Below are 22666 nucleotides of genomic sequence, written 5' to 3'. Positions count from 1 at the left end.
AAGCGTCGGCCGCCTCAGTAGATGCCCTCGATCACCCGTTCGCCGCCGAACTCCTCGACCGGCCGGGGATCGGCCACCGAATCGCCGAACTGCCCTTCCGGGCCGCGGACCCGGATCGCCGAGTCCCGCTCAAGGTTGTTGGGCAGGAACACGCCCTTGCTGACGTGGCTCATCACGACCTGGCCGCGCCGGCCGTAGTCCACGGTCCGCCCGGTCCCGGGATCGACGACCCGGAACATCACGACCGGGGTGTACGGGTCGTAGATCACCTGGTCGCCCGCGCCGGTCCCGGTGCGTTCGGCCGCCCCTTCCAGGATCATGGCGCTGTTGTACCGGCTCACCATGCGCACCTGCGGGAAGTGCACCCGCGACAGTTCGAACCGCTCGTCGGCGGTCATGTGCGCGCCGCCCCAGAACACCACGGCCACCTTGGCGTTGATGAGTTCGACGAGGCGGGGACGGCCGGCGCATGCGCGCAGGATCGGCGGGGTGATCACCAGGAGGGCGACGTGCTGGGTTTTGAGCACGTGCTCGATCTGGTCCAGCACGTGCTCCACATAGGACTTCACCTGGTCCTGCTCACCGCGGCTGATCAGCTTCTTGACCCAGCGTGGGTCCACGTCGATGGAGAACTTGATGGTGTTCTGCTTCTTCACCACGTCGTCGTACTGGCCGCCGATCTTGTGCGGCCCGGTCGGCGTCGCGATGAGGATGTTGCCGGGTTCCCGGTCGGCGAACACGGGACCGGCGAGCATCCGGTCGATCGAGCTCTCGAACCAGTCGGGCATGAGGATCACGCGTTTGGGCGCGCCGGTGGTCCCGCCGGTCTCGAACACCTTGGGCGCCGGCGGGTGGGGGCCGTATCCGCGCGGGATGAGGTCCTCGACGGGAATCCCCCGCAGTTCGTCGACGACGTTGGGGAACAACGTCAGGTCCTCGTAGCCGCGCACGTCGCGGATCGGGTCGAAGTCGAGGGTTTTGGCGCGCTCAAGCCAGAACCGCGAGCCGGTGTCGGCGCCGAAGTGCCATTCGAGAGCGGTCCTGAGGTATCCCTCGGGGTCGGTCGGGCGGACCGCCGGGTCCAGCACCGCCCACCGCTTGTCGGTCAGGACGCCGGTCATGAAGAACCTCCGCTGTTCCGGATGTAATCCGCCGATTCCGAAGTTCGTTCCCGCTCCACCGGCCACGCGACGTCCGTGACCAGGTTGAGCGCGGTGGCCAGCTCCAGGACCTGCCTCGCCCGGGCGAGCACGGGCGGGCCGACCATCCTCCCCTGCGACGTGATGGTGATCGACCTGCTCTCCAGCGCCGCGAGGTCCACGGCGGCGCAGATCTCCAGCGCGTCGTCGATCTCGTCCGTGGTCGGGGTGTAGACGTCGTGGATGACGGGGATCTGCGCCGGGTGGATCGCCATACGACCGAGGAACCCGAGCCGGCGGCCGTGCTTGCTGGTGACCAGCAGCCCGCGCAGATCGCGGGGCTCGGCGTACACGCTCTGGCACGGATTGGGCAGGCCGGCCGCACGCGCGGCCACGATCACGCGGGCCCGGCAGGTGTCCATGGTCGGCCCCTCGGCGGTGGTGCTGAGGTCGGCCCGGAGATCGGACTCGCCGAGGCCGAGCATCGTCACCTCGGGCTCCGCGGTGGCCAGGGCGAACGCGTGTTCCAGCGCGACGGCCGATTCGACGAGCACATGGATCTTCGCCGGGTGACCCAGCTCCCGCAGCACCTCGGCGACGCGCCGGACGTCGGCGGGCGAGTCCACTTTGGCCACCCGCACCCCGGCGAGCGCGGGACCCGCGACCGCGCGGATGTCGTCCTCGCACAGGCCCGACGACATGGGGTTGACCCGCACGTAGGTGGGCTTCGCGGCCGGCGTGGCCATGGCCTCGGCGACGATCTCGCGCGCCTCGGCCTTGCGCGGGCCCGGGACGGCGTCCTCCAGGTCGAGTATCACCGCGTCGGCCTCGGTGTCGTAGGCGTGCGCGATCCGGTCCGGGTGGTGGCCGGGCACGTACAGGCAGCTGCGGAACACCCGGTGCCTTCCGTGGGCGTCGGTCATGACCCGGCCTCCCCGGCCGTCGAGCGGGCGGACCCGACGGAGCCGCACACGTCCTCGGTGTGGGCGCCGATCGGCGGACCGGCCCAGTCGATCCGGCCCGGAGTGGCGGACAGCCGGAACGGGACCCCAGGCATGCGCACCGAGCCCAGCTCGGCGTCGGGCACGTCCACGCTGAGACCGCGCGCCCTGAACTGCGGATCGGCCAGCACATCGTCGACCTCGTAGACGGGTGCGACGGCTGCTTCGGCCGCCTCGAAGGCGTCCACGACCTCGTTGCGGCACCGGGCGGCGATCCACGGCCGGATCGCGTCGTCGATCAGCTCGCGGTGCTCGGCCCGGCCGACCCCGGTGGCGAACCACGGCTCAGCGCCCAGATCGGGGCGGCCGACCAGCCGTACGACGCGTTCGGCGACCGTGCGCGCGGGGGCGGAGACGGCGACCCAGCGGTCGTCCGCGCAACGGTAGACGCCCCGAGGCGCACTGTTGTTGGACCGGTTGCCGACCCGTTCGGGCTTGAGGCCGAGGTGTTCGTAAACGGTGAGCTGGGCTCCCAGTGAGCCGATGAGCGTCTCGGTGATGGCGATGTCCGCGATCTGGCCGGTGCCGATCACGTCGCGGGCGCGCAGCGCGATCAGCACCGCGAGGGCCGCGTGCAGGCCGGCGATGGTGTCGCCGAGCGGGAACGCCGGGAGCGCGGGCGGCCCGTCGGGTTCACCCGACATCGCCGCCAGCCCGCTCATGGCTTCCGCCAACGTGCCGAAGCCGGGGCGGCGTGCGTACGGGCCGTCCTGACCGAAGGCGGTGACCCTGGCCAGCACCAGCCGGGGGTTGGCCGCGGCGAGCACCTCCGGGCCGAGGCCCCAGCGTTCCAGGGTGCCCGGCCGGAAGTTCTCGATGAGGGCGTCGGCCCCGGCGGCGAGCCGGCGGAACCGCCGCGCGTCCTCAGGCTCGCGCAGATCCAGCACCACGCTCTTCTTGTTGCGGCTCAGCACCTTCCACAGCAGCGGGACGTCGTCGTACGCATGGCCGAAGCGGCGCAGCGGATCACCCGAGGGCTGTTCCACCTTGATGACCTCGGCGCCGAAGTCCCCGAGCAGTCGCGCCGCGAACGGTCCCGCGAACAGCGTGGAGGCGTCGATCACGGTGAGCCCGGCCAGAGGTGCCGCGGGAGCGGGCACGGCCGACCTGCCACCTTCGGTTCTGCCGCGCGGACTCGCCATGCAGACCCTCCCCTTCGGGGCATCGGTGGAGCACGGCGAAATTACGGAAGCCCACCGAGGAAGGTCAAGGTTGTGCACGCCGCGCCATTCTCGGGCGCGGTTTTCGACTGCGTTTTTTGCGCAGTTGAACACCGGCGCCGGCATAACGGAACGTCCGGGACACGAGCCGGTTGTCTCCCGTAGCTCCCGCGGAGTTCGAATCCACCAGATCGGGTAGTGGCGGCGACATCACCAGTTCTGGCTGTTTCGAGCCGCGGGGCCCGCGCAGGCGTTGGCGGGTCGCCGTGGCACAAATATGCTGGCAGCACCGCCCACGGCCACTGAATCACGCGCGAACCGCGGGCCCTCTGACACGACCAGGAGTCCCATGTCCCAGGACGAGACGACCTGCCGGCCGGGCGACGATTCACCGGCCTTCGCAGAATCCGAACCGGCTGCCTGGCTGTCGGGCCAGCTGGCCACGAGCACCGTCCGCCGCATTCCCATCAGTTCACTCAACCTCGATTTCACCTTACGGCAGGACCGGGTGAACACCGAACACGTGCAGATCCTCGCCCAGATCACCGAGGAACTGCCACCGATCGTCGTGCACGAACAATCGGGCCGGGTCCTCGACGGAGTCCACCGCGTCCGCGCGGCCTTGACGCAGCAGCGGGACCATATGTCCGCCATTGTGTACGACGGTTCGGACGACGACGCTTTCGCCGTCGCCGTCCGGCTCAACACCGCACACGGGCTGCCGCTGTCGCGCGTGGAGCGAATCGACGCTGCGGCACGGATCCTGCGCACCCACCCAAGGTGGTCGAACCGCATGATCGCCGGGGTCACCGGGCTGGCGGAGTCGACCGTCCGGGGGCGGCGCCGTGACCTTCCCGAACCCGGGCCCCGCCCCTGCACCCGGGTCGGCCGCGACGGCCGCGTCCGACCGGTGAACGCCGCCGAGGGACGGCTGCGGGCCAGTCGGCTGCTCGCCGAGCGCCCGACCGCGTCGGCGCGGGAAATCGCGCGTGAGGCCGGAGTCTCGCCGAACACCGTGCTCGACGTGCGGCGCCGGCTCGCCGAGGGCCGGGAACCGGCGCCGGTCCAGGCCCGAGGCGGCGAGCCCGGTGGACCGGCGGCCCCTTGCCCCACCGGGCCCAGCGACCTGGAGAAGATCACCGAGGCCATGCTGGTCGACCTGATGGCGGATCCCTCGATCCGGCTCAACGACCGCGGGCGGCTCCTGATCCGCTGGATGCGGGCCAACCGGGAAGCGCTCAACACCCGGTCCGACGTCGTCTGCGCGATCCCCGATCACTGGTCGGTCCCCGTGGCCAGGTTGGCCCGGGAGTATGCGCGGTTCTGGCAGGATCTGGCCCGGCAACTGGAACACCGGTCGGCCACACCGCCCCGAGACAGCGCGGGCCCGTTCCTCGAACCACTCGGCCTGCCGTAGGAATCCGGCGGGTTCAGATCGCCGAACGCAGCAGGCCGGTGATCGCCGCCGGCCCGGTGTCCGCAGCCAGCCCGGTCACCAGGGCGGCGAGTTCACCGGCCACCGCGTCGTCCACCGCGCGCCGCGCGTTCACGCGGAACTTGGCCGTCAAGTCCGCCGCGGACAACGGATTTTCCGGGCCGCCCAGGTTGTGCCGGACCCGTTCCTCAAGCACGGTGCCGTCGGCGAGCCGCACGGTGAGCACGGCCGGGAACTGATGCGGGAAGATCCGCGTGCACTCCGGGTCGGCCACCGCGGTCACCCTCGCGGCCAGCGCGAGGCGGGCCGGATCGGCCACCGCGGCGTCGGTGAAGTCGGCGTGGGACAGGCCGACGCCGCCACCGCCGAGCAACGCCGCGGCCACCGTGTACGGCCCGCTGAACGCGCCGTGATAGCCGGACAGCGGCCGGCGTTTGTCCTCGATCGGCTCGGCGATGGTGCGCAGCACCGGTTCGGGCACGCCGAGGGTGAGCTCGGTGATGATGGCGGGATCGACGGCGCGCCGCCGGATCCGCAACGCGGCCTCCACCCCGGCGTGGGTGAAGTGGTTGCAGGGATAGGGTTTCACGAAGATCCGATCGCTCTCCCACCGCTCGCCGAGGTCCCGGGTCACGGCTTCGAGGTCGAACCGGTCGCCGCAGAACGCGCGCAGCAGGCCGAACCGGCCTTCCAGCGCGGTGGGCGGCCCGGTGATCCCGTTCCCGGCGAGCGCCGCGGCCACCACCCCGGCGTGCGCCGCCCAACCGCAGTGGACCCGTTTGACCGTGCCGCCCGTCCGGTTGGCCTCGATGATCCCGGATCCCATGCTGCACGCGATGCCGATGGCCGAGCTCAGCCGAGCGGCGCTCAGCCCACGCAGCATCCCGGCCGCGACGGCGGCGCCGACCGTGCCGCAGATCGCGGTGGCGTGCTGGCCGCGGTCGAAGAACACCGAGTTCGCGTTCTGCTCGTCGTAGCCGGCCATGCCTAGCCGACAGGTCACCTCGACCCCGACGGCCACGGCGTCGCAGAAGGCGGGCCCGGACGCGTCGGTCTGCTCCGCGACGGCGAGTGCCGCCGGCACGACCGCGGCCGACGGGTGCAGCACCGAAGGCAGGTGCGTGTCGTCGAAGTCCAGTGAGTGCGCGAGCGTGCCGTTGACCAGCGCCGCCGACGGCGCGGGCAGGCGGGCGGCCGAGCCGATCGCCGTGGCCTGCGGCGAACCGCCCCACTCCCCCACCGTGGCCGCGACGGCCTCGGCGGGCCGCTCCGACAGCGCGGCGAGGCAGTTGCCGAGCAGGTCCAGGAATCGGCCGGCGACGTCGCTCCGCCGGCCGGCCGGCAGTCCGTCGTGCGCGACGAGTTCGGCCAGCGCGCCCAGCCGTTCGGCCGGGGTCACGCGCCCACCACCGCGATCGGCCGGATCGGGGAACCGGTGCCACCGACGATGCGCAACGGCGAAACCACGATGGGAAACTCCGTGAGACCCGACGCGGCGATCTCTTCCAGGTTGAGGTGTTCCATCAGGTAGATGCCGTGCTCGACCAGCAGCAGGCGGTGCACCGGCAGCGTCCGGTGGCCTTCGCCCGGCGGGATCCGCTCGTAGGCCGTCGTGTCGGCGCCGGTGGCCGCGATGCCCTGCGCGGCCAGCCATTCGGCCGCGTCCTCGGCCACGCCGGGAACGCCGGTCGCGTGACCCAGGTAGGTCTCAGGGCTCGCGAAGTGGGCCGCCCATCCGGTCCGCACGAGCACGACGTCGCCGGGGCCGGGCAGGGCACCGGCGCGCTCGGCGGCATCCAGCAGGTCCTTCCGTGTGACGCCGTAGCCGGGCTGGAGCACGTCCACCCCGAGCACCGCGGCAACGTCCAGGAGCAGCGCCCGCGCGACGAGCGGCGGGATCTGTTCGGCGCCGAGTTCGGTGAACACACCGCCGCGCTGGGCCGTCTCCGCGTCCACGCCACCGTGCAGCCTGCCGTCGTGACTGACGTGTGACAGCGCGTCGATGTGCGTGCCCACGTGCCCGCCGGTGACGATCACCTCGCTGCTGGCCGAGCCGCCGTCCGGCCGGAGCAGGTCCCCGTGCCGGCGCGCCAGCGTCATCCGGAAACCAGGATGGTTCGGGGAGCAGGGCATGCCGGTGAACAGCGGGTGTCCCAGCTCGATCGTGCGCACGCCCTGGGCCAGCACGGCCAGCAGCGCGCTGGTTCGTGCGTCCGTCATGGATCAACTCCCGGGATCGGCACGGCGGCCGGCCGCGGTCGCACGCCGGTCGCGAGCGTGCTCAGCGGATGGGCTCGGCTCCCCGCGTGTTCAGGCGGCGCGCCAGGAGATCGATCACTTCTTCGGCGTGGTCGACGAGGTAGAAATGCCCGCCGCCGAACACCTCCAGCTCCGTCGGCCCGGTGGTGTGCTCCGCCCAGGCCCGCGCCTCGTCGAGGGTGACGCGAGGGTCCTCGTCGCCGACGAGCACCGTCACCGGGCAGTCGAGGCGCGCACCGGGATCGTGCCGATAGCGTTCGACGGCGCGATAGTCGCCGCGCACGGCCGGGAGGATCAGGGCGAGCAATTCCGGATCGGCGAGCATGGACTGGTGGGGCCCGCCGAGGCCCCGCAGCTCCGCCACGATCTGCGCGTCCGTGCCCTTGTGCACCTGCTCGTCGCGGTACCGGGAGGGCGCGCGCCGGCCCGAGACGAACAACCGCGCGGGCGCGGGCAGTCCCGCTTCCCGCATCCGCAGCGCCACCTCGTAGGCGAGCACGGCGCCCATGCTGTGGCCGAACAACGCCAGCGGCCGGTCGGCCAGTTGCCGCAGCGCCGCGAAAATGCGGTCCGCGTACTCGGGCACGTTGTCGATGCCCGGCTCGTTCCGCCGGGCTTGGCGGCCGGGATACTGCACCGCCATCACCTCGACGTCGGAACCGAATTTCTTCGCCAGCGGGAAGAAAAAGCTCGCCGAGCCACCGGCATGCGGCAGGCAGGCGAGGCGTACCGCCGCGCTCGGGGCCGGGTTGAACGTCGACACCCAGTTCTCGAAATACTCAGTCGAACCCGTCACGTCGCATTGTCCCCTCGGTACGGCGTGTTGTTTGGCCGCACCGGGATGCTAGGTCGCGACAGCGGTGGCCGGCCATCCTCCACCTTGATAGTCTCCGCCGACCGGGAGCGGTCACGGCCTCAACGGCCGCTCCCGGCGCTGACGCGACGGTGTTGACGAGCCCTTGCCCGACCGACAAGTCGCTGATTTAGTGACAGTTGGTTGTCACCCGGCTATCACTGAGCACTTCTCGTCGCCGAGGTCGCGGCGCCGGCCTCTTCGACTCGGGGAGGAGTCGTCGTCGCCATGTGCCACCGGTACCACGCCTTTCCCAGACCAGGCATCCCGCCCCGCGTCAGCCTCCGCGACGCCCTCAAGTCTCCGATCACGTACGGGACTCCGCACCACACGCCGGGCGCTGTGCGCCAGTGCCTCGGCAACCCGGCCCTCGCGGAAGGCGACGACGCGGCCGGCCGCCGCACGTGACCGACGAGGGAGACACTCATGTCCCAGCAGGCCAACGAAGCGATGGCCGAACGCCTCATCGACCTCTACAACACCGACGTGCACGCCATGATCGACCAGTGCTACCCGGACGACCTCCGGATCAAGATCAACGGCGTCCTCGCCATCACCGACCGCGACAAGTTCCACAAAGTCGAATCGAACGTCCTCGCCATCGCGCCCGACCGCCGGGCCGCGATCACCCGCCTCCTGCACACCGGCGACGACACCGTCACCGTAGAAGGCACCTGCACCTTCACCGACACCGAGTCCGGCTCGACCCGCCGCACCTACTGGTGCTCGATCTGGACCATCACCGACGGCCTCGTCACCTCCGACAGCACCTACCTCGATGCCTCCGTGTGGACCGGAGCCGGCTCCGGCGAACAGCGCCGCCCGACCCCCGGCGCAACCGGCACCGCCCTGGAATCGCCTGGTCCAAGGCCACGGTCGGAGTCATCCTGACCAACCCACCGTCCACCTCCGCGAGGACGCCGCCGCGGGCCCACCGCCGGCGCGGGCCACGAGCAGCGGCTGGAAGAAGCCGGTCTGCCGGAACGAGTGGGAAGTGCTCCAAGTCGTAGTGCTCGCCGTCATCGTGCCAGTGCCAGAGCTGGAAGGTGGCGGCTGTCGCCTCTGTTCGTCCGGGCACCGACGGCAACCCCCGGTTCACGACGAAGGGGACGTGCGGCTCCGTTCTCGCCTTGCCACGGCCGGCGGCCCGGATCAGGCGCGGTCCGCCGCCACCAGCCGCCGGCTCGCGATTCGGCGGTTTCCTAGCTCTTCTTGCGGGAGTACACCGAAAAGCGCACCACACCGGACCTGGTCCCGCTCATGGGCATGAATCCGTGTGAGCGGGCCGGGTTGTCCGAGACCCGGATCTGGGTTCCGGCGGAGGTCTCGTCGCCGTTGAGCCTCCTCTGCGGCACGAGCACACCGTTGCGGATCACCAGCTCGTCCGCCTGCAGGACGGCGACCGGTTGGTCGTCCCGCGGCCGAAGGTCCACCGTGAAGTTGTGGCCGGCCGCGATGAACATGTGTTCACCGCTGTGCAGCAGAAGCCCGTAGCCGATGGTCTCGCCACCACCGCGTTCTGCGAGGGCTTTGATCACGAACTCGTACCCGCCGAGGGTGACCGTCTCCGCGTCACCAGCCGTCACCCGGAAGCCGCGCACGCGGTCCTGGGTCCGGGCCGCGAGGATGTCCTTCTCAAGCGCCGCGAGCTGAGCGTAGGTGCGGCGCAGGTCAAGGGTCTCGTCCTCGTCGAGGGAGTCGAAGCCGAACGGCGAGACTCCGATGGCACCGTACTTTCCGATGGCGAGGAAGCTGTACGAGACGCCGTGACCGTCGGCGCGCATCTCGGGCACGAACAAGGTGGTGTTGGTATCCGCGTAGCCCTTGAAGGGGATCTCGAAGTCACCGAAGTACACGTCCGGCGCGAGGAAGGCGATCGAGGGTGCGGCCAGTTTCCACGCCGCGCCGACGTGCGGGAGCGGTCCCCCGCTGGGGAACACACCGGGGCCCTGGCCGCCGGCGAAGGCGACGTCCGCGGACTGGGGCACGTCCGGCACGATCGAGTCCAGCCACGCGTTGACGAACAGCGGAATGGGGTAGCGCTCTTGGCCCGCGGCGGCAACGTGCTCGACGTAGGCCGCGTAGTGCCAGGCCATGAACAGCTCGGCCTTGCGGTCGGCGTCGCCCGTCAGGCTGTCCCACGTCGGGGTGGACGGTTCGTCAGGGGCGTGGACGTGTGGGAAGGCTCCGGTGCGCAGGGCGTTTGCAAGGGCGGCCGGTACGGGAGCCGCCCAGGCGGCCGCCGCGTCTGCTCCGTGGGAGCGTGCGGCACCGAGAAGGCCGACCTCGTTCTCCACCTGCACCATGATCACGGTCTTCTCGCGGCTGTCGACGCGTGCAAGGTGCTCCATGAAGACGGCGAACGCACCAGCGTCAGCGGTGCGGTTGGCCGCGGAGAACGGGCTGAGGTTGTCCAGCGGGTTGCCGGCCTCGTCGATCTGCGGCGGAAACCGGGAGGCGTCGAGCTTGACCCAAGCAGGCGTGTAGCTCGACGAGCCGTTCTTCCAGCTCCCGAACCAGAGAAGCACCAGTTTGAGCCCGTGTTCGCGTGCGCCGGAGAGCATCGCGTCGACCAGGCCGAAGTCGAACTCTCCTTCGTGCGGCTCTACGAGTTCCCAGCTCACCGGGGCAAGAACGGTGTTCACCCCGGCGTCGGCGATCCGCTCCCACAGCGGCTGCAAGTACTCCGCGCTGGACGACGTCGAGTTGTGAAGCTCGATGCCGCGAATCAGGTAGGGCTCGCCGTCCACGACCAGCTGGCCCGTGGCGGCGTCGATGAAGTGGTCTTTCAAGGGCGTGGTCCAATCGGTCATTCATGGCGGAGGGCGGCGGGATCTTCGCCACCCGTCGGCGGCCTCGGGTTATGTGCCGAACCATGGGTCGGCTCTGTACAGGTCGCTGTTGTGAGCGAGGTGATCACTCCGCGTCGGGCGCTGTTTCCCGGCCCGCGTAGCGGAAGCCGGCGAACCGCGCCGCCCCCGCTCTCGCGTAGAGCCCGACGACCCGGCCGGTGAACGATGCGCAGGTTTCCGACGTCCAGTACCGCCCGTCCAGCTCGGCGAGCAGTGTGCCGCCCGCCAGCAACCGGATCCGTTCCCGCGCACGGCATTGTCCGCGGGCGTTCGCATCTCAAGGCGCAGTTCGACCGGACCGGGGAGGAAGGGTTTGCGCCACTCCTGTCGCAGACCGGCGACGGCGCCCCACGCCGTCACGACCGTGCTTCCGTCCTGTGTCCTCGCCTCCAAGCCGAAGTGATGCCGTTCGTCGTAGCGCGTCGCCAGGCCGCCTATTCTGGCGCCTCGGGCCACCAGCGCCCAGGCTGCCTGGCGCCACTGCCCGTCGTAGGCGGGCTTGCTGTGCCCGGCGTCGTTGACCGACAAGGCGGTCGTCTCGGTCACGAGGAACGGCGCCTGGCGGGAGGCGTACATGCGGTCGGCCGTCAGATGCAGGGCGTGCACGCCTGTGGTGAACCAGTACCGCTGACTGTGCCGCGGCTGCGGGAGCAGGAGGGTCGGACCAGTCGGACAGGCGGTGTGACCAGTAGACGAGTCCCCACTCCTCATTGAGGGTCTCGACGCCCTTGTAGCGATGACGTAGGTGGTCGACGAAGCGCTGGAAGACACCGTGGTTGTGCAGCAGGTGGAACCCCGGTTCGTTGTCGACCTGGACGCCGATGACCGAGGGGTGGCCGGCGTAGCGGTCCATGACGGCGCGGATGACGCGCTCGGCGTGGAAGGGGAAGGCGGCGTGGGTGAAGTCGACTTCCTGGCGTGCGCCCCAGTTGACGCGTTCGCCGCTGGAGGTCTCGCCGCCGATCTCGGGGTACTTGCGCGCGAGCCACGGCGGCACCGCGTAGGTGGGTGTTCCGAGGATGACCCGGATGCCGCGCGCATGAGCGTGGTCGAGGACCGGCTGCAGCCAGTCCAGGTCGAAGCAGCCGTCCTCGGGTTCCCAGGTCGACCACACGGATTCACCGACACGGATGACCCTGAATCCGGCCGCGGACATCCGGTCGAAGTCCTCGGTGACGCGCGGGCCACTCTGATACTCGGCGTACCCGAGTGTGTGGTTGCTCACCGGGGCGGCGCGGTGGACTCGCGGACGGCGAGCGTCGGTTCACCGAGATGTATCCGGCGACCGGTGGAGGTGGGCGCGGCGATCTCTTCGACCAGCAGGGCGACGCCTTGGGCCGCCATGGCGTCCAGGTCCTGGACGATGGTGGTGAGGGAGGGGTTGAGGAAGCGCGCCGCGGGGATGTCGTCCATGCCCACGACGCTGACGTCGTCCGGCACGCGGAGGCCGCTGTCGTGCAGGGCCCGGATCACCCCGATCGCCATTTCGTCGTTGGCGACGAAGACAGCGGTCATGGCCGCGTCCTCGGCGAGACGGAGCCCCGCCGCGAAGCCGCCCGCGCACGACCAGTCGCCCTCGACCGGGTCGACCACCGACAGGCCGGCGTCGGTCAGCGCGGAGCGCCAGCCGTCGGCACGGTCCCGTGCCGCCCACCAGCGGTCGGGACCGCGGACATGGCGGATCTCCCTGTGACCGAGGTCGATCAGGTGCCGGGTCGCCACATAGCCGCTGCGATCGCCGCGCTCCGCCGCCTCTATGCGGCGTGGGGCCGCGATGCTGTGGAACCGCCCCATGGTCAGTACCGGCACATCGACGTCCACCGCGAGGGGGCCCTCGTCGATGTCCTCGGGCAGGATCATGCCGTCGACGCCCTGCTCCAGAAGTCGCTCCACCGGGCCGGCGAGGGCGTGACCGTCGTCCTCGCCGGTGTGCGCGATGATGGTCGCGTAACCCAACTTGCGTGCCGTGGCCTCCGCCGCGACGAGGAGTGTCGTCGGGCCGTACAGCCGCTCGCCCAGCGCGACGACACCGATCCGGCCCGTTCGGCCGGAGGTGAGGCTGCGGGCCGCCGCGTTGGGGCGGTAACGCAGTTGCTGGGCTGCGCGGAGCACCTTCTCCCGTACCTCGGGACGGACATGCGGCTCGCCCCTCATCACCCGCGACACGGTCTTCTGCGACACACCGGCCAGGCGCGCCACGTCCGTGCTCGCAGGCCGGGGAACGGCTCTGTCCCCGCCGGTGGGTACCACGGCTCACCGATCCCTTCACATCCTGGCTTCGCCCGATGGCGACGCCGCCCCGGGTAGTTGAACGTGTTCAGACTACGTAGTCAAACGTGGGTTGGAAAGGACTCACATCGTCGCCGTCCGACGTCACCGGTTGTGCTTGGTTGACGGAGAAATAGACGCGTCGACTCTCTTGACTCTGCGCGTTCGAGCATTCAAGGTACCGTTTGACTTCGTAGTCAAAACGCGAAGCGGCTGGCCATACGACCGCCGTGCTCGGCCTCGCGGCACCGGGAGGCGGGCGGATCGGCGTCGGCGGGGGCGCCGTGCCGTCAGGGTCGCGACGGCCTCGGCAAAGATGACGAATTCCGGCGGGCGGGTGTGGTCGGCGAGGGGCGCGCAGAAGCGGCGCAGGGCAGTGGAGATTCGTTCCCGAGTCGGGAGGGTGTGGGCGTGCTTCGGGTCAGGTGCGGCAGGTCGCGCAGGCGTTCCTCGGCCGTCCAGCGGACGGCGTCGCCTTCGCGGGCTCGGCGGCCGTGCCGGCGCAGGCCCAGGTCGGCGAGGTGGCACTGGGCGAGCCGGACGACGTGGAAGCAGTCCACCACCACGGAGGCCCCATGCAGTCGCCACAGGCCGAAGACGCGCAGGCCCTGGCCGGCTACTCCCCCGGCCGGCTCGGTGCCGTCACGAACCGGTCGTCCGCGCCCCCACAGGTGCTCGCCCCCGCCGAGCCGCATGCGCGCTCGGCGTCCTGGCCCGCCCGATCGGGCGGCTCCTCCCCTTCCACCGAAAGCAGCACCATAACTGCGGCAGGGCCGCGGCACGCCAGTCGCCGCTCGTGTTCTTCGCGCTGCCGGCCAGGAAGGTCGGGCCCCAGGCGGCCGTCAGCCAGGTCGCATACCTGCCGCGCGACAGGCCCTGGTACCAGGCGTCGGTGAAGTCCGGGTCGGTGGCCACCAGGTCCTTGTGGATCAGATCCTGCCAGTAGCCGACGACCTTCTGCGTGGTCGCGTTGTCGACGTCGATACTGACCGTCTTTCACCGTAAGAGTCTGCTGGACCTGACCCCCTACGGCGCGGACAAGATCGCCTCCGATTTCGTTCCGGGCGCCTGGAGCCAGGTGACGCAGAACGGCGGCATCTGGGCCGTCCCGCAGGACTCCGGCCCCATGGGAACCCTGTATCGCACCGACATCTTCGCCAAGGCCGGCGTGAGCGCCCCCACGACGTGGGACAAGTTCGCCGCCGACGCGCAGACGGTCAAGAAGAAGACCGGCGCGTACATCACCAATATCCCGGGCAACGACAGGCCACAGACGCTCGGATTCTTCTCCCAGGCCGGCGCCAAGCTCTTCGACTACGGTGGAAGGCCGGGCAGAAGACGGCGGCGAACTGGGGGCGGTTCGTCGGACGCGGTGATGGCTGCCACCTCGCACCCGATTCAGGCTTACGAGCTGGCGAAGTTCATCAACAACGACCCGTCCTCCACGATCAAGCTGGCCAACAAGCAGTCGCTGTACCCGACGACGACCGCCACGCTGTCCAACCCTGAATTCACGGACGCGAAATCAGGGATTCAGCGTCAAGTAAGCCCCGGTCGGGCGGCCGGACGCCCGACCGGCCCACCACATCAGAAGGCAGCCATGACCGCCGAAGCACCGCACCGCACGGCGCCCTCCGCCCTGACCGCCCGTCCACGCCGGGGCATCCGCGCCGGCCGGACCAGGACCGTGTGGCTCCTCACCGTCCCCTTCCTCCTGGTCTTCGTCGCGTTCTTCGAGCCGGACTGTCTGCTCGGCTCACAGACCGCTCAAGCAGTGCCCTTCTTGATCATCTGTGCGGTGGCGGTCACGGGTCAGGTGCCGGAGGTGCGGTGCTTCCTGGAAGTTGGCGACGGCGGCGCCATACGTCTTCGCCCAGTCGGTCAGGGCAGCGATGGGTTCGGTGAGGGTCTGGCCAAGGTCGGTGAGGCTGTATTCGACCCGTAGGGGTGCCTCGGCATAGGCACGGCGTTCGATCAGGCCGTAGCTCTGAAGTCTGCGCAGTGTCTGGGTGAGTACCTTGCGGGAGATACCACCAACGAGGTCGACGAGTTCACCGTGCCGGCAGGACCTGCGACTGAGGGCGAACAGGACGACGACGGCCAATTTGTTGGTGATGATGTCGATAGCGAGCCGGGTGGGCAGTCGGCGAGGAAGACGCTTCCGGCTGAGTCATGCATGGCCGAAGGTTACCTGAAGGTTCCTATCAGCTCAGTAGCGTCTTCCTGCATGAGTACGTCACACACGAAAACCTATGTTCTTGTCCATGGTGCTTGGCACAGCGGGCGCGTCTGGGACCGAGTGGTTCCTTTGCTGACCCGGGCCGGGCATCAGGTCTTCGCGCCTTCGCTGACCGGCCACGGCGAGAAGGAACACCTGCTCACTCCAGACGTCGACCTGGACACCCACGTCGGCGACGTCGTCGCTCTCCTCGGCGAACGGAATCTCACCAACGTGGTCCTGGTCGGGCACAGTTACGCCGGGATGGTCATATCCGGCGTGGCCAGCGAGGTCCCGGACCGGATCGCGCATCTGGTCTACGTCGACGCGATGGTCCCGACTGACGGTGAGAGTGCGCTGGACGTCATACCGGAGAAGACCCAGCGACTGATCGACGCGGCCGCCGCCTCCGACGCCCCCTGGCGCATCCCGCCCGTGCCGGAAATGCCCGCGCCCATGGGGCTGTTCGGGGTGACCGACCCGGCGGACACCGCGTGGCTGCGCACCATGCTGTCGGACGAGTCGGTGCGCTGCTTCCTGCAGCCGGTCCGGCTGGACAACCCGGCCGTGGACGCGATTTCCCGGACCCACATCCACTGTGTCGGCAGCGCACCGGAGGACGTCACGCGCCGCCCAGTGCCGGCGGTGCGGCCGGGTGGCGCTACGTCGCAGGTGTGGGAGCTGCAAAGCGGCCATGACTGCATGGTCACCGTGCCGGACGCACTGACCGACCTGCTGTTGAAGGCCGGCTGACCGGTTGCCGGTTGCCTGACGCAGGGGCGTCGCGTGGCCGCGGCACTTTCGAGATCCCCGGTGATGGCCCGTCATGTCAGCTTAGTTCGAGACCGGATACAGGCGCAAGCACCGCTCGTTGCTCATGTAGGTGTCGAGTCCACATGACCACAACCGAAGACCGTGCCTGCCGTCTCATCTTCTCCTATGCCGTCGGGCCTGGACAACTGGCCCGTGCCCACTCGCCACAGCCGCTGCCCGACGCTGTGCGTCTGGCACGGTTCCTCGCCGGCCTGCCAGATCCACGCGCTCGCCGTGGCCGGCGTTTCCCGCTTATCGCGGTCGTGGCGGCTGCGGCGGCGAGCGTGCTGGCCGGCGCGAAATCCCTGACCGCGGTCACCGAGTGGATCGCGGACGCACCCCGCTGGGTCATCCTGGCCCTCGGCTTCAGCGTCGATCCGTTCAGCAAGACAGTCGCGGTTCCGCATCCCACCACGGTCATGCGGTTGCTCGGCCGTCTCGACGGCGACGCCTTGGACGCCGCCGTCTCCGCGTTCCTGCAGACCATAGGCGAGTCTGTGCACTCCGGAAGGCGGCTACGGGCAGTGGCTGTCGACGGCAAGGTCCTACGTGGCTCCCGCTCGGCGGGCGGGAAGGCGGTATGGCTGCTGGCCGCGATGGACCACACCGGCACCGTGCTCGGCCAGAGCCAGATTGACGACAAGAGCAATGAGACACCGGCCTTCATCCCCCTGCTGACCGGGATCAGCCTGCAGAACACGGTGATCACAGCCGATGCAGCCCACACACAGCACGCGAACGGCACCTGGTTGCGCGAGCACAACGCGCACTACATCGCGGTCGTGAAGGCCAACCACCCCGTCCTGCTGGGCCGGTTGAAGGAACTGCCCTGGAGGGACATCCGTCTCGACCACTACGACCAGACCAGCGGCCACCGCCGCATCGAAATCCGTCGGCTCAAGGCAGCGGTATTCCGCCACCTCGACTACCCCGGAGCCTGCCTCAGGGATCCACAGTGGCGGCCTGCCCCGCACCATGGCCACCCTGCGCAACCTCGCGATCAGCGTGTTCCGCCAGGACGGCCGGACCAACATCGCCGCTGCCTGCCGTCATACGGCCCGCGACCCACAGCCACCCCTGACAGCCCTCGGAATCACCTGATCAACCTGGACAAATCGACTACACGCAATAGCCCTGGAGCATGACCGCGCCCCCCTTGAGCAGTGAGGCGGCACGCACCACGGTGAAGTCCGCCGCTGTCGGCCGCAAGCGCCGCCCCGTCGAGCGCGACAAGCGGCGGAGCAACGTGCTCACCGTCTTCATCTGGCTCACGGTGATCTACTTCATCGTCCCGCTGCTATGGCTCGTGATATCTGGCACGAAAGACAATGCCAACCTCTTCACCAGCTTCGGCCTCTCGTTCGGCAACTCCTTTGAATTCTTCGGGAATCTCGCCTCCCTGTTCACCTTCCAGAACGGCATCTTCGACCGATGGCTGCTCAACACAGCCGTGTACGCCGTCATCGGCTCAGTCGCAGCGGCCGCGCTCTCCACCATGGCGGGTTACGTTCTGGCCAAGTACCGCTTCCCCGGCTCCAGAACGGTATTCAACATCGTCCTCGGCTCCATCATGGTGCCGCTGACCGCGCTGGCGCTGCCCACCTACCTGCTCTTCGGGGCCGCCGGGCTGACCGACACCGTGTGGGCGGTCAGCCTGCCCTCGCTGGTGAGCCCCTTCGGCGCTGCACGGATTGGTCATGCTCGGCCGAACCGATCGGCTGCGCCCGGGATATGACGCCGACCGGCTCGACATCCTGATCGAGCAGTTCCGCACCGCAGGGTCGTGAGGCGACACACTGCGCTGACGCCACCTCCCTGCGCATTCATGGGCGCGTCGACCGGCGGGGGCGGTTCGCCGCGGTGATTGCCTCAGCCGGCCTGCGCTTCGGTGACGACGCTGGTGACGTACCGCTCCGCTCCCTTGCCCCGCGACCGGACCAGCAGTCGCAAGGGCTGAGGCAGGCGGCGTGGCAGATCGGAGGGAGCGGTCACCAGCCAGCGTGTGCGCAGAGTCTGTCCCGCCATGACCGGCGTGCGACGGATCGCGCGTCGAGGGACGGCCTTCCAGCCCTCCGGCACGAGGAGTTCCGAGCTGACGACCGTCGTGGATGCCGTTGTGACGGTGGTCGTCACCTCCATCGCTCTGCCTGGTTCCACCAGGACAGTGCCGTCCGGCGGCGTCTCGATGGCGACCGTGAGCCGGGGGTCCTCCGTCCGCCATGACTGCCAGGCACAGACCCCTACGGCACCGCCCGACGCGCCTACGGCCCTGAGCCTCAGGGCGGCGGTTGTGACGGCCTGGTCCAGCAAGATCCGGTTGAGGGCTCCGCGTTGGGGGGTTTCCGGGATGCGCCGTTGACCGGGTAGGGGGCTCCACCTGCCGCCCTGCTCCAGGTATTCGAGCTCGTAGGAGTCGGGGGTGCGGACACCGCCGCCGTCGTCGTAGAACGAAATCCGTAGGTCCGACACAGGTGTGGGGACCCCGAAGTCCACGGTGAGCCAGTCGGTGCCGTTCGGGCTGCCGTAGTTGGTCCACCGCGATGACGGTGCGTCAATATGCAGGTCCTGTCCGTCGATGGCCTTGGCCGGGCTGTCGAGGGGGAAGGTGTACGTGGCACGCGCGACCGGATAACCCTCCTGTTCGACGTTCGCCAGGTCATCGACCTCATGGGGCAAGGTGTGCTGTTCGGTCCTGCCGACGTCGAGCATCACCGGCTTCAGGTCGGCCTGCTGGTGTATTCGCCGGCCGTCCAGCCATACGGTGAGACCGGCGCCCTGCCCGTATTGCCGACCCCCGCGGTCCCACACGACGCTGAGGTTGTGTCCGTGGTAGGCGAGGTTCTCCACGGCGAAGTGATCCCATGCGCGGGGCGCGAGCGGCGCGATGGCGACGGTGGCATCCTGCTGGGGCCGGATGCCGAGCAGCCCGGACAGCACCAGGTCGTTGAAGGTGGAGTGGTTGTAGTCCTCACTGTGCCCACGGCTGTCGTAGAGCCAGCGGTCCTCGTCGGGGTGATGCGCCTCGGCCACGTAGGGCTTGCCGTCCTTCCGGTGGGTCAGGGCGTAGGCGCGGAGGGCGGCGTAGTAGTCGGTGCGGTCGACGTGGGACTGGGCGGGGTAGTCGATGAGGAGGTTGGCCAAGGCGGTGAGCGTCTGGCTGGTGGCGAACGGCCAGCTCGGACCATCCCAGCGGCAGCAGCCTTCGAGTGCCTGATACATGAACCATGGGCTGCGGCGCTCGACCGTAGTGGGTCCGAAAGGCGCGGAAAATCCTTCGGGATCGCGTAGTTGGGCCCAGGCCGCCGCGTTCCCCGCCGGTGCCATGTGGAAGTACCAGGGGAGGAAGCCGATCTGCTCCCGGTCGGTGATCTTGCGCCGTTCGGGATTCCTGTCGCGCATGACGTGCTTGTAGAACTGATCCTCCTCGTCCCACAGCAAGCGCTCCTGATTCGCCTGCAGGGCACGGGCACGGTCGTCATAACGATCGGCCTTCGCATCGTCGCCTCGTTGACCGCGGCGCCGCAGGAGCGCGGCGATCGCCCTGGCATCGCCGTACTGGTAGGCGTTGAGGGTGGGGCGGAAGCCGTCACCACCGTGGTACGGGTCGTCGCTCTGGTAGGAGCTCGCGGTGTACTCCATCGCGTCCCATACCGGTGTCTGCCAGTAGAGACCGACTTCGTCGTCGAACTGCGGTGCCCAGCCGTTCCACTGACGCTCCAGCTCGGGAAGCAGACCGAGGGCGTGCCCCCATCTGCCGTCGGCCGAGGCTCGGGCCACGACGGCGTCTGCGATCCAGAAGGAGTACTGGTGTGCCCAGTCGGTGGTGTTCTTGTTGAGCAAGTCCGTGGCCGGCTTGGGCCCTGAACCGCTGCCGCGCAGCCAGTAGCCGATGTAGTCGTCGAGGTAGCGGTGGTCGCGCAGCCAGCGGGCCTCGCGGATGTGGTGAGCGGCAGCGGCGACGATCCCGCCGTGCGGCGCGGAGTAGCCGACCGGACCCAGGAACTCCGAGAGGATCCACCCCTCCTCGGGCCCGGTGTACTTGAGGGCATGCTTGATCACGCGCCACCGGTAGTAGTAGGTGTCCCGGATCGCGGCATCGGGCAGGTCGACGAAGGGGATGTTCGCTTCGTACCACTCGGCCTCCGGCAGGTCCGCGAGCAGTGACCGGTGGTCGAGGAAGGCTGTTCCGGGTCCCACTGCCGGGTACATCGCAGGCGTGGCCGATCCCTCGCCGACTGCGGTCGCCTTGCCCGGAGGGCTGCTTGCTGCCATCACGCGCGCGGCCGCGCCGGCCGGCAACGAACCGCTCAGGGCCAGCGAGCCCAGAGCCGCAGTGCCGCCGTGAAGAAATCGCCGACGATCGAGGGTCATAGCGAGTACTCCTTCCGCGAGAACGAGCGGACAGGCCCCTCCCGGGGAGGTCCGACGGGTGGAACGCCGGAGGTTCATGGCTCAGACTGCCATGGGTGGGTGCTCAGTTGAAGAGCCTGTGCAACGTTGGAAACCGAGATGCCCTACGCGCATCAACGCCCTCATCCAGCCGTTGGCTCGTGATGTCGCATCGCGGCCAGGGCACCGGTAGCGCGGCCGTCTCGCGCGGTTCGGCGGCAGCCTGGGCGACGAGCTCGGCGAGCGTGGCGTCCGGCTCGGTCAGCCAGCGGGACGTGACACGCCGGGACACCGCTACCGCCACGTCGGCGATGCAGCGTGCCTTCCGGGCTCGACGCCGCGGCGCTCAAGCGCCCGCGCCGGCGCGTCGGCGATGCCGGCGCGCTTGATCGGATCGCGTTCGGTCAGTGCAGGGTCGGCGGCGATCACCTTGACGCGGCGCAGCAGGAACTCGCCCGGACGGCAGACCTTGTCTGCGGTCCCCAGCGCGGACAGCACTGCCTCGATCGGCGCGAGGCCGGGGTCTGCCGCCTCGACCTGAGCGACGCGCCTTCCCTGGCCTCGACCCCCGCCTCCCCGAGGGCCGTATCACCCTGACTCCACGCCTGCCCGAACGCTGGGGAGCGGTGCGCCTAGACAACCTGCGTCTCGGTCCGGCACGCCTCCGGCTCTCCGCCACCGGAGACACCACCCACGTTCGTCGGCAACGGCTACCTCGCCGCGCGAGTGCCGGCGGCGGGTATGGGTTACGGCAGCTCGCTCATCGCCACCCAGTCCGAGCCGGCCGGCTTCTACGCCTCCACCGATTCCGGCAAGAACGAGGAGCGTGCCGCCCTGCCGAGCTAGAGCACGCTCGGGTTCGGCCGCAGCGGCGGTGTCTACGGAACGGGGGGGTGGTCCTGTCCGTTCGGCCGGCTGTGCCCGACCGCGTACGGGCAGATCTCTGGCGGAGCGTTCGTCGAGACCTCCCATTCGGGCGGGATCGTGGGCGGCTACCTGGCCGGCCTGAACACCAACGGTCGGTCGACGGTCGGCGGCACCGACGTCATCCCGATCACCAACGCCCCGGCCGGCAAGGCCACGTTGGCCGTCCGCTACGGAAACGGAACCGACGGCCCGCAGACCGTCCACCTCGACGTGAACGGCACATCCCAGCACCTGTCCCTGCCCAGCACCGGCGGTTGGGACAAGTGGGGTGTGCTGAACGTGCCCGTGACGCTGAACGGGGGCGCGAACACGCTGAAGGTCGTCGTCGAGGAGGGCGACGAGGCGAGGGTGAACGTGGACTACTTCGACCTCTATCCGGACGGCACCCAGCCGCCGACCGATATCGCTTCGGACACCCCGGGCACGACCAGCAAGTACAAGCAGTCGCTGAACCTGCGCACCGGGGTGCTGAGCACGTCGTTCGACTGGCCAGACGTACCGGATCACCAAGTAGGTGGGCGTGGCCTCCAGAGTCGACACCGACACCCCGCAGAAGTTCGCCGCGGACACCGCGGCCCGCGCCGCCGAGGACGGCTACAAGGACGCGCGCGCCCGCAACGACAAGGCGTGGTCCCGGCTGTGGAAGTCGGACATCTCCATCCCGGGTGACAGCACCATGACGGCGCAGATCCGCGCGTCGATGTTCTACCTGCTGGCGAGCATGCGCGCCGGGGTCAACGGGAGCACCAGCCCGGGCGGGCTGTCCTAGGACGGCTACAGCGGTCACGTGTTCTGGGACATGGAGACCTGGATGTACCAGGCTCTCCTCGCCCAGTACCCCGACATCGCCAACGGCGCGAACACCTACCGGCAGAAGATGCTGCCCGCCGCCAAGGCCGAAGCCGCGAAGCTGTCCACCCCCGACCAGCCGATCAAGGGCGCGAAATACCCGTGGTAGAGCGCGCTGACCGGCAAGGAGACGACCCCGGACTGGTCCCCCGACGGCCGGCACGAGATCCACATTACCTCCGACGTCGCCTTGGCCCAGTGGCAGTACTACCAGGCCAGCGGCGACAAGACGTGGCTGCGGGACAAGGCATGGCCGGTGCTGAAGAACATCGCCGACCACTGGGCCACCCGCGCCACACCCGACGCGGCCGGCGGCTATGACATCAACGGCGTCAAGGGCCTGGACGAGTACCACGACAACTTGACGTGCTCCCTGGCCTCAAGTCCAGGGATTCCGGCCTGGGTCGTCTGACCCTTCCGGGGGCTTCCTGCTTCACCACGCTGTGCGGGCACGTGTGCCCGTCTGTAGAGTCGGCACGGAGCGCGGTGCCGGTGTTCCCACC

The 22666-nt window shown here is 69.4% G+C and carries 18 protein-coding genes and 4 pseudogenes; 9 read left to right on the top strand and 13 right to left on the bottom strand.

Annotated features, from left to right (window positions below; all coding sequences use genetic code 11):
• Positions 1 to 14 precede the first annotated feature (14 nt).
• The 3 genes from AC27LF_RS26150 to AC27LF_RS26140 are packed head-to-tail and all read right to left on the bottom strand — an operon-like array spanning position 15 to position 3282.
• Positions 15 to 1121: a phenazine antibiotic biosynthesis protein gene (locus AC27LF_RS26150; RefSeq protein WP_479658677.1), complete on the bottom strand. Its 1107-nt coding sequence runs from the start codon at positions 1119 to 1121 to the stop codon at positions 15 to 17.
• Positions 1118 to 2062 (bottom strand): HpcH/HpaI aldolase/citrate lyase family protein, encoded by a 945-nt coding sequence (locus tag AC27LF_RS26145; protein WP_479658676.1) that lies wholly within the window; start codon positions 2060 to 2062, stop codon positions 1118 to 1120. Before AC27LF_RS26145 ends, AC27LF_RS26150 begins: the two co-directional genes overlap by 4 nt.
• Positions 2059 to 3282: a CaiB/BaiF CoA transferase family protein gene (locus AC27LF_RS26140; RefSeq protein ID WP_479658675.1), complete on the bottom strand. Its 1224-nt coding sequence runs from the start codon at positions 3280 to 3282 to the stop codon at positions 2059 to 2061. Before AC27LF_RS26140 ends, AC27LF_RS26145 begins: the two co-directional genes overlap by 4 nt.
• A gap of 367 nt (positions 3283 to 3649) precedes the next feature.
• Here AC27LF_RS26140 and AC27LF_RS26135 point away from each other — a divergent pair, with 367 nt between their 5' ends.
• Complete coding sequence (locus AC27LF_RS26135) at positions 3650 to 4717, top strand: hypothetical protein (RefSeq protein WP_479658674.1); 1068 nt, start codon at positions 3650 to 3652, stop codon at positions 4715 to 4717.
• A gap of 13 nt (positions 4718 to 4730) precedes the next feature.
• On the opposite strand, the gene AC27LF_RS26130 is transcribed toward AC27LF_RS26135, so the two are convergent.
• The 3 genes from AC27LF_RS26130 to AC27LF_RS26120 form a co-directional block, all read right to left on the bottom strand.
• On the bottom strand, positions 4731 to 6134 hold the full coding sequence (locus tag AC27LF_RS26130; RefSeq protein ID WP_479658673.1) for an MmgE/PrpD family protein: 1404 nt from the start codon (positions 6132 to 6134) through the stop codon (positions 4731 to 4733).
• Positions 6131 to 6955 carry a cyclase family protein gene (locus AC27LF_RS26125; protein ID WP_479658672.1) on the bottom strand — a complete coding sequence of 275 codons (825 nt, stop codon included), beginning with the start codon at positions 6953 to 6955 and terminating at the stop codon, positions 6131 to 6133. Before AC27LF_RS26125 ends, AC27LF_RS26130 begins: the two co-directional genes overlap by 4 nt.
• 61 nt (positions 6956 to 7016) lie before the next feature.
• Positions 7017 to 7790 carry a thioesterase II family protein gene (locus tag AC27LF_RS26120; RefSeq protein ID WP_479658671.1) on the bottom strand — a complete coding sequence of 258 codons (774 nt, stop codon included), beginning with the start codon at positions 7788 to 7790 and terminating at the stop codon, positions 7017 to 7019.
• A gap of 483 nt (positions 7791 to 8273) precedes the next feature.
• Between AC27LF_RS26120 and AC27LF_RS26115 the strand changes: the two genes are divergently transcribed.
• Entirely contained in the window at positions 8274 to 8738 is a 465-nt protein-coding gene (locus AC27LF_RS26115) for a nuclear transport factor 2 family protein (RefSeq protein ID WP_479658670.1), read from the top strand.
• A gap of 311 nt (positions 8739 to 9049) precedes the next feature.
• Here the strand turns inward: AC27LF_RS26115 and AC27LF_RS26110 are convergent, their stop codons facing one another.
• From AC27LF_RS26110 to AC27LF_RS26095, 4 genes and pseudogenes are all read right to left on the bottom strand, one after another.
• Positions 9050 to 10639: a GH35 family beta-galactosidase gene (locus AC27LF_RS26110; protein ID WP_479658669.1), complete on the bottom strand. Its 1590-nt coding sequence runs from the start codon at positions 10637 to 10639 to the stop codon at positions 9050 to 9052.
• A 124-nt stretch (positions 10640 to 10763) separates the two neighbouring features.
• Positions 10764 to 10931, bottom strand: a complete 168-nt coding sequence (locus AC27LF_RS26105) for a hypothetical protein (protein ID WP_479658759.1) — start codon at positions 10929 to 10931, stop codon at positions 10764 to 10766.
• A gap of 203 nt (positions 10932 to 11134) precedes the next feature.
• Positions 11135 to 11924, bottom strand: a pseudogene (locus tag AC27LF_RS26100) (beta-galactosidase); the annotation flags it as partial.
• Positions 11921 to 12898, bottom strand: coding sequence for a LacI family DNA-binding transcriptional regulator (locus AC27LF_RS26095; protein ID WP_479658668.1), 978 nt, complete (start codon positions 12896 to 12898; stop codon positions 11921 to 11923). The pseudogene AC27LF_RS26100 and the gene AC27LF_RS26095, both read right to left, overlap by 4 nt.
• Positions 12899 to 13928: 1030 nt before the next feature.
• Here AC27LF_RS26095 and AC27LF_RS26090 point away from each other — a divergent pair.
• On the top strand, positions 13929 to 14912 hold the full coding sequence (locus AC27LF_RS26090; protein WP_479658667.1) for an ABC transporter substrate-binding protein: 984 nt from the start codon (positions 13929 to 13931) through the stop codon (positions 14910 to 14912).
• Here AC27LF_RS26090 and AC27LF_RS26085 read toward each other — a convergent pair.
• A pseudogene (locus AC27LF_RS26085) lies at positions 14799 to 15145 on the bottom strand (winged helix-turn-helix transcriptional regulator); the annotation flags it as partial. The gene AC27LF_RS26090 and the pseudogene AC27LF_RS26085 sit on opposite strands and share 114 nt — an antisense overlap.
• 49 nt (positions 15146 to 15194) lie before the next feature.
• Between AC27LF_RS26085 and AC27LF_RS26080 the strand changes: the two are divergent.
• From AC27LF_RS26080 to AC27LF_RS26070, 3 genes are all read left to right on the top strand, one after another.
• Positions 15195 to 15938: an alpha/beta fold hydrolase gene (locus AC27LF_RS26080; protein ID WP_479658750.1), complete on the top strand. Its 744-nt coding sequence runs from the start codon at positions 15195 to 15197 to the stop codon at positions 15936 to 15938.
• 143 nt (positions 15939 to 16081) lie between these two features.
• On the top strand, positions 16082 to 17143 hold the full coding sequence (locus tag AC27LF_RS26075; protein ID WP_479658666.1) for an ISAs1 family transposase: 1062 nt from the start codon (positions 16082 to 16084) through the stop codon (positions 17141 to 17143).
• The gene (locus AC27LF_RS26070; protein WP_479658665.1) at positions 17140 to 17733 is read left to right on the top strand and encodes a carbohydrate ABC transporter permease; all 594 of its coding nucleotides are present in this window, start codon (positions 17140 to 17142) and stop codon (positions 17731 to 17733) included. The genes AC27LF_RS26075 and AC27LF_RS26070 overlap by 4 nt, the downstream gene beginning before the upstream one ends.
• 134 nt (positions 17734 to 17867) lie before the next feature.
• On the opposite strand, the gene AC27LF_RS26065 is transcribed toward AC27LF_RS26070, so the two are convergent.
• Positions 17868 to 20195, bottom strand: a complete 2328-nt coding sequence (locus AC27LF_RS26065; protein WP_479658664.1) for a discoidin domain-containing protein — start codon at positions 20193 to 20195, stop codon at positions 17868 to 17870.
• Between the two features lie 486 nt (positions 20196 to 20681).
• Positions 20682 to 20885: a hypothetical protein gene (locus AC27LF_RS26060; protein WP_479658663.1), complete on the bottom strand. Its 204-nt coding sequence runs from the start codon at positions 20883 to 20885 to the stop codon at positions 20682 to 20684.
• Between the two features lie 486 nt (positions 20886 to 21371).
• Here AC27LF_RS26060 and AC27LF_RS26055 point away from each other — a divergent pair.
• The 3 genes and pseudogenes from AC27LF_RS26055 to AC27LF_RS26045 all read left to right on the top strand — a co-directional run.
• Positions 21372 to 21674: pseudogene (locus AC27LF_RS26055) on the top strand (carbohydrate-binding protein); the annotation flags it as partial.
• Between the two features lie 160 nt (positions 21675 to 21834).
• Positions 21835 to 22083 (top strand): hypothetical protein, encoded by a 249-nt coding sequence (locus AC27LF_RS26050; protein ID WP_479658758.1) that lies wholly within the window; start codon positions 21835 to 21837, stop codon positions 22081 to 22083.
• Between the two features lie 30 nt (positions 22084 to 22113).
• Positions 22114 to 22575 (top strand): annotated as a pseudogene (locus tag AC27LF_RS26045) (hypothetical protein).
• Positions 22576 to 22666 lie beyond the last annotated feature (91 nt).

This window comes from Streptomyces diversicolor, from assembly GCF_057537855.1.
The sequence above is the reverse complement of the archived record's forward strand: the minus strand, read 5'-3'. Positions and strand labels throughout refer to the sequence as shown.